This is a genomic window from Mesorhizobium sp. WSM4848 (assembly GCF_055811375.1).
This window is the reverse complement of sequence record NZ_JBVVPX010000004.1, coordinates 38,372-51,163: the sequence shown is the minus strand read 5'-3', so window position 1 is coordinate 51,163 and position 12,792 is coordinate 38,372. Positions and strand designations below refer to the sequence as shown.

The 12,792-nt window shown below is 62.9% G+C and carries 11 protein-coding genes and 3 pseudogenes; 5 read left to right on the top strand and 9 right to left on the bottom strand.

Annotation, left to right across the window (positions count from 1 at the left end):
* The first annotated feature begins 537 nt into the window (after positions 1-537).
* A complete protein-coding gene (locus AC0L16_RS05665) occupies positions 538-978 on the top strand; it encodes a sensor histidine kinase (RefSeq protein ID WP_473619517.1) in 441 nt (146 codons plus the stop codon).
* A 164-nt stretch (positions 979-1,142) separates the two neighbouring features.
* Here AC0L16_RS05665 and AC0L16_RS05660 read toward each other — a convergent pair whose 3' ends face one another.
* The 5 genes and pseudogenes from AC0L16_RS05660 to AC0L16_RS05640 form a co-directional block, all read right to left on the bottom strand.
* A complete protein-coding gene (locus AC0L16_RS05660) occupies positions 1,143-2,699 on the bottom strand; it encodes a mechanosensitive ion channel family protein (protein WP_473619515.1) in 1,557 nt (518 codons plus the stop codon).
* 60 nt (positions 2,700-2,759) lie between these two features.
* Positions 2,760-4,012, bottom strand: a pseudogene (locus tag AC0L16_RS05655) (cytochrome b).
* A 95-nt stretch (positions 4,013-4,107) separates the two neighbouring features.
* The gene (locus AC0L16_RS05650) at positions 4,108-4,266 is read right to left on the bottom strand and encodes a hypothetical protein (RefSeq protein WP_292188157.1); all 159 of its coding nucleotides are present in this window, start codon (positions 4,264-4,266) and stop codon (positions 4,108-4,110) included.
* 413 nt (positions 4,267-4,679) lie between these two features.
* Positions 4,680-4,868: pseudogene (locus tag AC0L16_RS05645) on the bottom strand ((2Fe-2S)-binding protein); the annotation flags it as partial.
* 40 nt (positions 4,869-4,908) lie between these two features.
* Positions 4,909-5,865: an MBL fold metallo-hydrolase gene (locus AC0L16_RS05640; protein WP_413468574.1), complete on the bottom strand. Its 957-nt coding sequence runs from the start codon at positions 5,863-5,865 to the stop codon at positions 4,909-4,911.
* A gap of 1,083 nt (positions 5,866-6,948) precedes the next feature.
* Here AC0L16_RS05640 and AC0L16_RS05635 point away from each other — a divergent pair.
* Together AC0L16_RS05635 and AC0L16_RS05630 are read left to right on the top strand one after the other, a co-directional pair.
* Positions 6,949-7,365, top strand: a complete 417-nt coding sequence (locus tag AC0L16_RS05635) for a hypothetical protein (RefSeq protein ID WP_473619513.1) — start codon at positions 6,949-6,951, stop codon at positions 7,363-7,365.
* Between the two features lie 4 nt (positions 7,366-7,369).
* Positions 7,370-7,864 (top strand): glycosyltransferase, encoded by a 495-nt coding sequence (locus tag AC0L16_RS05630; RefSeq protein ID WP_473619756.1) that lies wholly within the window; start codon positions 7,370-7,372, stop codon positions 7,862-7,864.
* Positions 7,865-7,866: 2 nt separating this feature from the next.
* Here AC0L16_RS05630 and AC0L16_RS05625 read toward each other — a convergent pair.
* Positions 7,867-8,004 (bottom strand): annotated as a pseudogene (locus tag AC0L16_RS05625) (pyocin activator PrtN family protein); the annotation flags it as partial.
* A 122-nt stretch (positions 8,005-8,126) separates the two neighbouring features.
* Between AC0L16_RS05625 and dusA the strand changes: the two are divergent.
* Positions 8,127-9,122, top strand: coding sequence for a tRNA dihydrouridine(20/20a) synthase DusA (dusA, locus tag AC0L16_RS05620; protein WP_473619512.1), 996 nt, complete (start codon positions 8,127-8,129; stop codon positions 9,120-9,122).
* A 4-nt stretch (positions 9,123-9,126) separates the two neighbouring features.
* Here dusA and AC0L16_RS05615 read toward each other — a convergent pair whose 3' ends face one another.
* A complete protein-coding gene (locus AC0L16_RS05615) occupies positions 9,127-9,831 on the bottom strand; it encodes a TIGR02281 family clan AA aspartic protease (protein WP_473619510.1) in 705 nt (234 codons plus the stop codon).
* Positions 9,832-9,838: 7 nt separating this feature from the next.
* Complete coding sequence (locus AC0L16_RS05610) at positions 9,839-10,072, bottom strand: DUF1289 domain-containing protein (protein WP_027151770.1); 234 nt, start codon at positions 10,070-10,072, stop codon at positions 9,839-9,841.
* Between the two features lie 181 nt (positions 10,073-10,253).
* Here AC0L16_RS05610 and AC0L16_RS05605 point away from each other — a divergent pair, with 181 nt between their 5' ends.
* Positions 10,254-11,249: a nicotinate-nucleotide--dimethylbenzimidazole phosphoribosyltransferase gene (locus AC0L16_RS05605; RefSeq protein WP_473619509.1), complete on the top strand. Its 996-nt coding sequence runs from the start codon at positions 10,254-10,256 to the stop codon at positions 11,247-11,249.
* 5 nt (positions 11,250-11,254) lie between these two features.
* On the opposite strand, the gene AC0L16_RS05600 is transcribed toward AC0L16_RS05605, so the two are convergent.
* On the bottom strand, positions 11,255-12,772 hold the full coding sequence (locus AC0L16_RS05600) for a sensor histidine kinase (protein ID WP_473619508.1): 1,518 nt from the start codon (positions 12,770-12,772) through the stop codon (positions 11,255-11,257).
* Positions 12,773-12,792: the final 20 nt, after the last annotated feature.

The following is a 12,792-nucleotide window of genomic DNA, read 5'->3' as shown; positions in this document are numbered from 1 at the left end:
GGCTGGCAGGGAGTGCGCGGCCGACTGGCGTCGGCTGTCAGTGTCTCCCTTCACCGGTCTCGTGCCATGACGATCAATCGGGCGGAAACTGCAGCGAGACATATACCGCCGTATGGCTCACCCTCGTCCTCCATCCAATCGACCCGAAAATGCTCCTTAATATAGTGTCCTCACACGACCGGATTGCCAGGTGTCGACCGAACAAAAGAGGGCACGAAAATGTCAGGCGCGGAAACAAGATCAGGCACGGCCGACAATCATGTCTTTGACCGGACTACTGATGTTTTCCTGTCCGATCCGACGGCGGAGCAGTCGACGGCCGGCATTGTTCTTGATCTGGGCAATCTTATTCAGGTCGCTTCATCTGCACTGAATCGGGTCGCCCGCGACCCGAGCGTCTCGACGGCTCCAGCACTCGACCCCGTAATCGCCAGCACCAGGACCGCCCTGCAGCAAGCCGGCGCGCTCGTGAGGGAGACGGTCGGCCGGGCCGCGGCAAGTCATCGAGCGCCGGAACATGCAAGCGTGGGCGCCTGCTTGGCCGAGGTCGAAAACCTTGTCCGAAGCGCATGGGAGACGAACGTTCGTCTCGAAATTCGCGTTGGGCGCGATCTACCCGCTGCGAAATGCGATCCGCTGGGTTTGCAGAACGCGGTCTTGAATCTCGTATTCAACGCGCGCGACGCGATGCCGGACGGCGGGTTGATCTCGATAAACGCCGCCGCGGTGGTTCAGGACCCCGGCACTGTCGTCGAGCTCCGTATCGAAGACAGTGGAATCGGAATGACGCGAGAGACCGTGCTCCGCGCCTTCGATCCCTTTTTCACCACCAAGGGCACAGGCCTCGGCGGCGTCGGCCTGCCGATGGTGAAGCATTTTGCCGAGCGCCACGGCGGGCGCGTCGACATCGAGAGCGCCTTCGGGTCGGGCACAACGGTGATATTGCGGCTACCCGCCATGCAGGCCCGGCAGGATTAACTGCAAGCCAATAGGGTGCCGGCTCACAGCGCCCAGTCATTCATGCCTGCAACCGCCCTCTGCAGACAGACGCGGCACAGTCGAGGATCTAAAATGAACGCTCGCCGGTTCACTGGGCACCGGCAAAACGATATCTGTGACGCCGGATTGTCGGATGCTCATGGCTACCTCCCTTCTTGTGCGCCTGGTCTGCCGGCGCTCAAACCACGCCGGAACGGCACTGGGTGAAAGATCGTCTGCATGGCTTTGAGCAGCGCGAATTTCGAATTCGTGTGCTCTTGTCCGGCGCCATTGCTACCGCCGAGGGACACCTTGGCTGAGAGGACGGCCGCAAGATCTTCGGCCATTTCGGGCCGGTCGAGCAGCAGGGGCGCGAAGCTTTGCTGGTCAATCTCGTAGACAACGACGTGGCTCATTGCGCGCAAGGTCGAAGTCTCGCCAACGCCCGCGAGCAGACCCGTTTCTCCGAAAAAGTCGCCGGGAGCAAGGTGGCCGATCTCCTGCGCATGAGCGTCATCTTCGCCGCGCTCTCGGACAATGATGCCCGTCCGAACAATCATGAGGGACGGCAGCATCTCTCCCTGTCGTGCTATGATGTCGCCCTTGCGATAGGTGCGCACCGCAACAGTTGCCGCGAGGGCTTCTTTTTCGTTGTCCGTCAACGCCGAGAAGACTGGTATGGCATTTATAAGCTTGATCGGCGTGACTTCTGGGAGACTTCCCGTCTCATCGCTCGGCAAGTCATTCATGAGAATCGCAGAGGAGGGTGGCGGCGCCAGCCGCAAACCCGCGGACTTGGAATGACGGTAGACGAGATCGAAGATTTCATTCTTCGCTGGAATTCGCTGGCCAACATTTGCGACGCGAAAAAACAGATCGACCTCGATCGCCGTCGCATCCAGAGCTTTGATAGCGACCACCGGTGGGGGCTCCCTCAGTATTGTGTTGCTGCTTTGTAAGGCCGCGTTCATGACGTCCGCGACGATCGCCGGCATCTTGGTCGGCGCCAATCTTATCGTGACGGACAGCCCATGGCTCTCCTCAGGGCTGCTGACATTGGTCAGCCCGAGCTTCGCGAGGAAGCTGTTCGGCAGCGCCACCACGTTGTGGGCCAAAGTGAGAAGGTGGGTCGATCGCCAGTTGGTCTCGACAACGCGCCCTTCGGTTCCGTCGCTGAGGACGATCCAGTCCCCAAGCACATAAGGTCGGCCGAGGTTGAGCGCGATGCCCGAAAAGACGTCGCTCAGCGTATTCTGGAGCGCCAGTCCAAGTACGATGGCAAAGACGCCCGAGGTGGCGATCAGCGTTCCGATCGGCGCGCCGAAGACAAAGGCCAGGATCGACAGCAGCATCCCAACGTAGACGCCACCGACGACGAGGTCCTGCAGAAGGCGCGCCTCGCGCGGCTTTCGTTCGAACACGAGATAGATGCGGACAAACCCGATCAGCGCCCAGGCGAGGTGAACCCACCACAGCAACTTGGCCGAACCGACGAGGATTGCGCTAGCGGTTGTCTCGGTGCCCCGTGTCGGCTCGTAGGGGAGCACAGCTCCGTCAAGCAGCAGGACCGACATGGTAAGGAAGAATGCGATCTGGACAATCAGTCTGGTGGTGGAGAGCCGCCGAGGAATGACGTGCCAAACGACTATGCCGGCGAGACCGACCAGCACCATGTAGAGATGGGGAGAATTCCACCAGTTCATTACCGTATCCGGATCCATAAAAATCCTCACACAATCCTCGCCTCGGGGCACGGCGACCGGGCAGGCGATCCTTCGGTGTTATTCCTTGCCTTTCTCCAGGATCGCTTCGGTTATCGAGTTCGGCAGCCGGCGCGGCGTCTCGATCACGCCCAGCAGCGGCATGACGACCAGAATGAACGCGAAGTAGTAGAGGGTCGATGCCTGCATGGCGGGGATGTACCAGCCTTCCGCCGGCTTGGACCCCAGCCAGCCAAGGAAGAGGGCGTTGATGACAAAGAGCCAGAAAAAACGCCTGTACCAGGGCCGGTAGAGGGCCGAGCGCACCTTCGACGTGTCGAGCCAAGGCACGAAGAACAACACGGCGATGGCGCCGAACATGGCGAGCACGCCGCCGAGCTTCGAGTCGACCGGCCCGATGTTGAAGGTGACAGCGCGCAGGATCGCGTAGAAGGGCAGAAAGTACCACTCGGGCACGATATGCGCCGGCGTCTTCAGCGGGTCGGCGGCGGTGTAATTGTCTGGATGCCCGAGATAGTTCGGCACGTAGAAGACGAAGTACGCAAAGGCGAGCAGGAACACCACGGCCCCGAGCACGTCCTTCATCGTAGCATGGGGCGTGAAGTCCACGACGTCGGTTTGCGACTTCACGTCTATACCCGCCGGATTGGTCTGGCCGGCGACGTGAAGCGCCCAAATGTGCAGGATGACGACGCCGTCAGCATGAACGGCAGCAGGTAATGCAGCGCAAAGAAGCGGTTTAGAGTCGGATTGTCCACCGCAAAGCCGCCGAGCAGCAATTGCTGCACCCAGTTGCCGACCAGCGGAATGGCGCTGAAGAAGCCGGTGATGACGGTCGCGCCCCAGAACGACATTTGTCCCCAGGGCAGCACGTAACCCATGAACGCCGTCGCCGTCATCAACAGTAGGTTGGTGCGGCCGAGGACCCACAGCAGTTCGCGCGGCGCCTTGTAGGAGCCGTAATAGAGTCCACGGGAGACATGGACGTAGACCGCGATGAAGAAGAACGACGCGCCGTTGGAGTGCAGGTAGCGCAACAGCCAGCCGGAATTCACGTCGCGCATGATCTTGTCTACGGAATTGAAGGCCAGTGTCGTGTCGGCCGCGTAGTGCATGGCCAGCACGACGCCGGTCACGATCTGCGCGGCCAGCATCATCGACAGGATGCCGCCGAACGAATAGGCGTAGTTCAGGTTGCGTGGAACCGGATAGACGATGAACTGATCATGCACTAGGCGCGGCACCGGCAGGCGGGCGTCGAACCAGCGTCCGATCCTGGTCTTGGGAATATAGGTGGAATGCCCACCGCTCATCGGAGTGCCTCTGGTTTTGAAATTGCCGGTATCGATATCGGCCGGCGCTCCTTGGCCGGCCGCCCTTTAACACGGATGAGCGGGTTCACTCGCGGTCACGAACCTTCCTCGACGGGACAGCGTAAGTAGATCGGCCGGACCATCGCGCGAGCAAACCCGTTGCCGCCGCGCCTAACCGGCTGCGCCGTCGTGTCGACGGCCCAGACCCTCAGGAAGATCTGCAGCATCCTCGAAAGAACGAATCCGAGCGTCATTTCCGATGCTCCTTGGTTGGGTTGTGGAGGACCCAAGCATGCCAGCCTTTCCAGTGTTCGAACTATCATGCCGAGGACGCATGCGTCCGATACGTTGGTCTATGGGTTCCTGACTGAAAGGCTGCGCCGGACGGCCGAGGCGCAACCTTGCCGCCGCGCCTTCACGATTGGTAAAGCGCGCATGCGCGTGGGGGCGGACCGGTCGGCCTCCGGCCCCCAGCGCCGCGCGGCCGCTCGTCGTGAACTACTGCGCCTCTTCCATGGCCGTGCCTCGTTGACCGCGACCAATGACCCGAGGTCAAACGAATGCCGTGTGGGCGCGGTACCAAACCGGTCCAGGAAGGCCATGGAGGATGGCAAGCAGTCGGTGTTAGCCGGCGGGCGAATAAGGATTACAAGGACTGCCCGCGGGCGTTGCAGGATGCCGCACGGGCGCTGCCGAGCGCCTCGTCAATGATGCGGCGGATGGTGCGCGCGCAGCGGCCGCACTTCGGGCTGCAGCCGAGACAGCCATAGACCTGGCTGGTCGAGCGCGGCCGCTCCGCCTCGACGGCGGAGCGGACATCCTGATCGCTCAACACATTGCACGAACAGACGATCATGGCGCGATGGTCCTCGACTGCGACCTAACCCAACAAACGGTCAGTACTCCCAGGGACCTGGTACCCAACGAAAGACGTCGCCGTCGACCGCCACATGGCAGACGGACGGGAATGACAGGTGAGTGGCCAACAGCGACTCGCGGTTCGCCGCCATCTCCCGCAGGAGACTAACGCGGACGCGGGCCGCTTCCTCGGGGTCGTGCTCGAAGCCGTTGTACCAGTCGGGGTGCTCGAACCCGACTTGGAACACGGCGTCGCCGGCGAACGTCAGCCGGTCGCCGCCGGACGCCAGGCGGACCACGCTATGCCCGGGAGTGTGGCCGCCGGTGCGTTGGACGCGCACTCCCGGCGCCACCTCGTGCTCGTCCTCGAACGGCCGTAGCTGGTTGCGGTACTCCTTGAGGAACCGCTTGGCCGACTCCCGAAGCGCGTCCGGGAAGCCCGGCGGCATGGAGACGTGGGAGAAATCCGGCGCCTCCCAGAACTTGATCTCGGCGGCCGCCACGTGGATTCGCAGATCGGGACGCAGCACTTCCTTCACCCCGTCGACGAGCAGCCCGCCAATATGGTCCATGTGCAGGTGGGTCAGCACCACGTCGGTCACGGATGAGAGATCGATGCCGGCGTCGTCCAGTCGCCGGACCAACTGCCCGGCCCGCTTCAAATCCGGGAACTCCGCCCCTATGCCAGCGTCGACGAGTATCGTCCGGCCGCCGCTACGCACCACGACCACGTTCAGCGCCCATTCGAGCACGTCCGGCGGCAGAAACTTGTCCTCTAGCCAGGCCTCCCGGACGGCCGGGTCAGCATTGTGGCCTAGCATAGCGCCTGGCAGCGACAGCACCCCATCGCTGACCACCGTCACTTCAATCGTGCCGACCTTCAGCACGTAGCGCGACGGAACCAACTCGTGATCCGGCCTACCGTGAGTGTACCTCGCGTTCACCGTGTCAGTGCAGTGCTTGACCGAGGGGTGTGGGGTGTTGTCCAAGCTCATGCTTTTCGCCTGTTGCTCTGCTAGGCTCATGTTTATCTCCTGTTGATCGCCTTACACACGGCCGTATCGGCCACCTCCGCCGCTGGCGCCCGTGGATTTGGCATGCGCCTCCATGGACCGCCACCTGGCGTCGGCGGAGGAGATTGCACCGCCTCCGCCCAGGCGGCCATCGAACGGAAGCGTCGGTCAGGCAATACGAAGGTCTATGGCAGACCCGTTGTGCGCAGGGGGTGATCTGGCGCGAACGTCGAAGGCGCCGCTTCGAGCAGCGGACTGCGACCGTGCTCCTTGACTGTCGGCGGTCCGCCCTGCGTGTGAAAGGTCCTGTACTGCGGTATCAGTCGTTCACGGCTTTCATGCAGTCGACGGCACGCGCGCCCTCAGCATAGCGTTCTGCGCATGTCTTTGGTCGGCACGCTGGTCGAACGAATAGAAGTTAGCTGTGCCGAACATATCCACGAGCAAGTGACCGTCCTCCCCGCTGGTGACGGGGCAGGGCGCTTGCATATGCCGCTGCGGCGACGAAGCACGCATTAGTGGCAAGTTCCGATCGACTGAGCAATACAACGCACGACCGGATCGACCGGAAAGGAAAAAGCATCAATGAGCCGGATAGCTATATTTGTTGCAATGGGCCTTCTCGCCAGTCACGCAGCAGCAATCGAGAGGCACAACGTATCGCAAATGTCGGGCGAGGCGGTCGGTAGAGCCCTTCAATCGGAGCACCGATCCATCCTCCGATACCACTCAGCACGCGTAGATAAATTGATGCTCTACGACATTTATGTGCGTGATCATCGCTGTGGGGCCGATTTCAGGGGATAGTTGCCTTTGGGCAACCACCTCAACTTAGGTGTGCTCGTTGTGGCTATCTTGGTCTTAGCCGTCGCAGGAGACCAGGCCGAGCGTCCTACAGGGAGATCATAGTCCCCATACTTCGGCATCGTCCAACCAATCCTTCCGTTTGATAGGCTCGCGCTCCGGGATCCACGAACATTGCCTGCATCGGGAGGTGGTCCTTGCCGGATTGGCAGGCGAGGTGTGTCCAGCCCCCGCCTTGAACCGACCACCCGGAGGCCGTCGATGAGCACCGTCTCGTTCCTCAACATCGGCATGCACGGGTACATCAACCCGACGCTCCCGGTCGTGGCAGAGCTCGCCCGGCGTGGTCACACGGTGACCTACCACACCTCCCGCGCGTTTGCGGCCCAGATTGAGGCCGCCGGTGCGAAGGTCCACCTCTACTCCGGGGCCGACCTGCCCCTGCCGGATCCGCCGATCCCCCTAGCGATGCTGGAAGAGCTCGCGCGGGCCGCCCTCGGCTTGCTGCCCGGCGTGCTCTCAGACCTCCGCGGCATCAGGCCCGACCTGATCGTGCACGGGGCGGCCTGTCCATGGGGCGCGGTGGCCGCGCATGAGCTCGGTGTGCCGGCGGCCGCCACGTTCACCACGTTCGCGTTCAACGGGCAGGTGCCCCAGCCCCACCGGCCTCTCGCGTGAGTTGGTGGCCGCCGCGGCCGCCCGTCCTCGCATCGGCTGGAGCTACGTTTGCGCGCGCTGGGCGCTGCAATGCGGCTACGACACCGGCGGGCTGCCCCTGATCGACCTGATGAACGCGCGCGAGCCACTGAACCTGGTCTTCACCTCTAGCGCGTTCCAGCCTGGAGCCGACGCGTTCGACCCCTCGTACCGGTTCGTCGGGGCGAGCGTCGGTTCCCGCCTGACCGATCCGGGATTCGACACGGTCCGGCTGGAGGACCCCGTGCTGTACGCGTCGCTGGGCACGGTGTTCGATACGCGGCCCGCCCTGCTGCGGACCTTCGCGACCGCGCTGGCACCGCTGGGCGGCACCGTTGTCGTCTCGACTGGGCACACGGAACCGTCAGATCTGGGTCCGCTGCCAGCCAACGTGCTGGCCCGCCGATCCGTACCTCTGGGCCACCTGTTATCAAGGCAGTCTGCCAAATCCTGCAAATGGACACCCTTGGCACATTTCTGACTTGTTTCTATTCGCATGAGCGGCAGGGCAATGGCGTCTGAACTGAGCTTGCGAAGAAATTTCGGGAGCGTCAGGTGCGAAAAGAAATCGCGACGGACCTCATCGAGCGGAATGATGGCCTTACCATTATATTGTGCCATGAGCAGAAAGCGGTGTTGAGTGAAATCGATGGTTACGCTTTGAAAAATGGGATGAAATGAGTCACATATCGGCCGGCAATGTCCGTCCGTCCAATCTCAGTGTGGTTTAAAACCGTGTATAAATGATTGAAAAATATAGTAAATTCGCCATCGCACCCATGATGGATTGGACGGACCGGCATTGCCGGTTCCTGCATCGCCAGTTGACGCGCCGGGCCTTCCTCTACACCGAGATGGTCGTCGCCGACGCGGTCATCCACGGCGAGCGCGAGCGCTTGCTCGGCTTCGATGATACGGAACATCCGGTCGCGTTGCAGCTCGGCGGCTCCGATGCGCAGAAGCTTGCCGAGGCGGCGCGCATCGGCGAAGTCTTTGGCTATAATGAGATCAACCTCAATGTCGGCTGCCCGTCCGACCGCGTCCAGTCGGGTACGTTCGGGGCCTGCCTGATGAAAGCACCGGACCTAGTCGCCGATTGCGTCGCGGCGATGAAGGCTTCTGTCGGCATTCCGGTTACCGTCAAATGCCGCATCGGCGTCGACGAGCAGGATCCTGAGCCGGCGCTCGATGCGTTGGCGGACGGCGTTTTCGCGGCCGGCGCAGACGCACTGTGGGTGCATGCTCGCAGGGCGTGGCTGGAAGGGCTGAGCCCGAAGGAAAACCGCGACATCCCGCCACTCGACTACAACAGGGTCTATCGGCTGAAGGCCAAAAATCAAAACAAATTCATTGGCATCAACGGCGGTATTCAATCTCTTGATGAGGCGATTGACCACATTGATCATGTCGACGGCGCCATGCTCGGCCGCGCCGCCTATCACACGCCGGGCATTCTGGCAGGCGTCGACGCGGTGTTTTACGGCGACAAACCCCAAACGTTCGATTTTGCCGCGCTGATCGATGCCATGGCGGATTATGCGGCACGCCATATCGAGCGGGGCGGGCGGCTTGGCCACGTCACCCGTCACATGGTCGGCCTCTTCCACGGTCTGCCTGGTGCGCGCCGTTACCGGCAAATCCTTTCGACCGATGCGACAAGGCCCGGCGCCGGACCCGATGTGCTGAAGGCGGCCTTCGCCGCCGTCGATTTTAGCGGGACGGACGCCGAAGCAGCCTGACTGTTCAATCGCGCAAGATCATGCGGTCGCCGCGCACGTCGAAACCGGACAGTGAGCCGATGAAATTCATGCCGAGCAGGCTCTGGCCGAGCATGCCGGGCGCGGCGATCATGACCGGCATGTCCTTGCGCACGATCCCGCCGATCGCCAGTTCGTCGGTTCTCACGGCGGCGGCGCGCGCCATGCCGTTGGCAGTGGAAACCGGTATGCTGAAGTTGAGAACGGCTGGATTGAAGCCGGCCGCTTGCGCGTCCTGCGCGGTCAAGACGGTGCTGGTTGCGCCGGTATCGACCACAGCCCGGACCGGCGTGCCGTTGACCATGATGCGCGCCTCGAAATGGCCATTGCCGGCCTTGTCCAGGGTCACCGTGGCATGGCCGTCCTCAAGGCCCAACGCCAGCGGACTGCCGGGAACAAGGCCGGCCGTCACCCGGCTGGCGAAATCCTGCAATTCATAGCGGTACTGGTAGCCGGCGATCAATGCGAGCACGATGGCGGCCCAGGCGCCCAGGCTGCGGGCCATCGTGCCCAAGGGTCTGCCTGATCTGAGCAGGCCGGCGCCGATGAGCGCGACCAGGGCGCCAAGCCAGACCAGCCGGCTGAAATCGTAATTCTCGACGCCGAATGTGCTGCCGGCGGAATCGTTAGGCATGAGCAGGATAACGCCTGCCCCGATCAGGATCATCAAAAACCAGAAAAACCGGTTCATATGGGGCTCACGAGAGAGCGTCGCGTTCGCGCGCGAGGCGGGTGCGGCGGGTTTCGCGGCGCGGTCTGCGCTCAACCGTTTCCAGCCGGGCCGGCAGCTCGGCCATGACGCTGCGGCGGATTTCAGGGGTCATCTCGATCCAGGCGCCGATTTCCTCGCGCGTGCGGCCGCAACCGAAGCAGAAGCCGGTTTTCATATCGATCGAACAGACCAGGACGCATGGGGATTCGATGGCCGTCATAGTGTTCTCTCAGGGTTCCGTCAGGATCCCTTGTCTCGCTTCCACATGGTGTAACGGCAAAGCCAATGCAAGCCCTCCGGAATGCGCCGCCGGCCGCCGCTTTCGCGTCAATGCAGGCAGTTGTGCCGGCCGAGCAAGGCGGCTATGCCGCTCACCAACTCCGGGAACGATCATCAACGACATGACCAGCGCGCTGCCCTTCGACGATTTTCGCAATCTTCTGGCGACCCTGCCGCGAGCCAACACGGCAGCCGAAGCCCGCGTCCGTGCGCTGTTTGCCAGGGCCGACAAACCCCAGGGTTCGCTCGGCCGCATCGAGGACATCGCCGCCTGGCTGGCCGCCTGGAGCGGCCGCGCGCCGCCGGCAGTGAACCGGCCTCTGGTGGCGATCTTCGCCGGCAATCACGGCGTCGCTCGCCACGGCATTTCGCCACGGCCTGTCGCTGCCACGGCGAACGCCGTCGAGCTTTGCGCCGCCGGGGGTGCGGCGATCAATCAGATCTGCATCGCCAATAATCTCGGGCTGAAAGTGTTCGATCTTGCGCTGCACATTGCAACCGCCGACATCACCGAGGATTCGGCACTTGACGAGCGCGGCTGTGCCGCCACCATGGCCTTCGGCATGGAGGCGATCGCCGGCGGCGCCGATCTGCTTTGCCTTGGCGACCTCGGCGTCGGCAATTCCACCGTTGCCGCGGCCCTGTTTGCCGCACTGTTCGGCGGCAGGGGCGCAGATTGGGTCGGATCCGGATCGGGTGCCGATGCATCGATGCGGACGCGCAAGGCGGACGTGGTCGATGCCGCGCTAGCCTTCCACGGCACAGGTCTCAGGGACCCGCTGGAAGCGTTGCGCCGGGTTGGCGGCCGTGAGTTCGCAGCGATTGCCGGCGCCATTCTCGCCGCCCGGACGCAGAAGATCCCCGTCCTGCTCGATGGATTGGTGGCGACAGCCGCTGCGGCGGCGCTGCATGCCGCCGAACCCACTGCGCTCGACCATTGCCTGCTTGCCAACCTGTCGCCAGAGCCTGCGCACGCTCGGGCTGCCGAGCGGCTCGGCTTGCGCCCGCTGCTTGATCTCGGCGTCAGCCACGGTGAGGGGGCAGGGGCGGCACTTGCGGCCGGCCTGGTCAAAGCCGCTGCGCTCACCGCCTCGGGCATGGCGGCGGCGGTTCATTAAAGCGTCTATCGCCGGCGTGCAGCAACGGCCCTGGTCGGCAGCGCCGGCAACTCTTCCATCACCCGGCTCAACGGAAAGATGGCGATCGCCTCGGTGCCTTCGCGCAGTTTGGAATGGAGTTCGAACTCGCCGCCATGCATGGCGAGCAGGCTTTGGACGATCGGCAGGCCAAGCCCGGTGCCTTGTTCGGCGCTCTTGATGGCGATGGAGCCCTGGCCGAAGGCGGACAGCACGACCGGAATCTCCTCTTCCGGTATGCCGGGCCCATTGTCCTTGACGGAGAAGTATTGGCCGCCGCCTGCCGTCCAGCCGACGCGCACGCGGATCTCGCCGCCAGTTCCGGTGAACTTGATGGCGTTCGACAGAAGATTGAGCGCGATCTGTCGCACCGCGCGTTCGTCGGCGAACAGGCGCGGCAAGGCGTTTTCGAAATCCTGGACGATACGGATGTCCTTGTTGCGCGCCTTCAACTCCATCATGTGGCAGCAATCCTCGACGACGGAAAGCAGCATCATCGGCTCTTCGTTGAGCTGGTAACGGCCTGCTTCGATGCGCGACAGGTCGAGGATTTCGTTGATCAGGTCGAGCAGGTGCTGGCCAGAGGCATGGACGTCGCGAGCATAGTCGCGATAGGTCGGATTGCTCATTGGTCCGAGCACCTCGTTCGCCATCACCTCGGAGAAACCGAGAATGGCGTTGAGCGGCGTCCGCAACTCATGGCTCATCGAGGCCAAAAACCGCGACTTTGCCAGATTGGCGTCCTCCGCGCGTCGGCGCGCTTCGTCCGACATCGATTTCGCCGTGTCCAATTCGGCTACCAGCGCGTCCTTTTCGGAGCGGAACGAGAGCAGCATCAAGGACGAGCGATTGAGGCGGCGCGCCACATAGGCGAAGAACGGCAGCGCGACAATCAGCAGCCCGGCCATGATCTCGATCGGCATCCACTGCCTGGCGCCGGCATAGGCATAGGCGGCCACCGGAACGGCGAAAGTCGCCAGCAACGCACCGCGCAACGATGACGCCGTGATCGCGGTCGCTGCCATGGCAAGCAGCAGCACCACCGCCTTGATCAACTGGAACTGGTCGACCTGGCAAGCGTCGCAACCGAGCCAGGCAAACCAGGCCCAGCCCAGGCCGCAAAGGAAATGGCCTATCAGGAAATCTCGGTGCGTTTGCAGCGGGTTGAGTTCGGCAGCTTCCGTTCGGTCGACGCGTCTCGCCATGAACACGACTGTGGCGTAGCAGATGAGTATGAAAAGCGCCCAGACGCCAATTGCCTTGCCGACGCCAGCAAACAGACCGGTCGCGGCGGTCGCCAGGACGAGAAGCGGAACAATGATCGCGCCGTCGATCATCGCACGGGCGTGGAGTTTCAACAGCTCGCGGTCGAAATCGGGATTTCCGGCCTGCTGCGAGAGACGGTCGCGCGTCTTGCGCACCGCGCGCGCCACATCGCTGTTGCGATGGGGTTTCCGGCGGTCCACAATAAACTTGTCCGCTGTGGTCGAGCGTTGCGAGGGCATGGAGACTTCAATTTATGCGG

Coding starts and splice junctions, on each gene's coding strand:
- dusA (WP_473619512.1), top strand. CDS start 8,127: ATGATTGAAAAATATAGTAAATTCGCCATCGCACCCATGATGGATTGG.
- AC0L16_RS05650 (WP_292188157.1), bottom strand. CDS start 4,266: ATGACGCTCGGATTCGTTCTTTCGAGGATGCTGCAGATCTTCCTGAGG.
- AC0L16_RS05600 (WP_473619508.1), bottom strand. CDS start 12,772: ATGCCCTCGCAACGCTCGACCACAGCGGACAAGTTTATTGTGGACCGC.
- AC0L16_RS05615 (WP_473619510.1), bottom strand. CDS start 9,831: ATGAACCGGTTTTTCTGGTTTTTGATGATCCTGATCGGGGCAGGCGTT.
- AC0L16_RS05660 (WP_473619515.1), bottom strand. CDS start 2,699: ATGGATCCGGATACGGTAATGAACTGGTGGAATTCTCCCCATCTCTAC.
- AC0L16_RS05605 (WP_473619509.1), top strand. CDS start 10,254: ATGACCAGCGCGCTGCCCTTCGACGATTTTCGCAATCTTCTGGCGACC.
- AC0L16_RS05640 (WP_413468574.1), bottom strand. CDS start 5,865: ATGAGCTTGGACAACACCCCACACCCCTCGGTCAAGCACTGCACTGAC.
- AC0L16_RS05635 (WP_473619513.1), top strand. CDS start 6,949: ATGAGCACCGTCTCGTTCCTCAACATCGGCATGCACGGGTACATCAAC.
- AC0L16_RS05610 (WP_027151770.1), bottom strand. CDS start 10,072: ATGACGGCCATCGAATCCCCATGCGTCCTGGTCTGTTCGATCGATATG.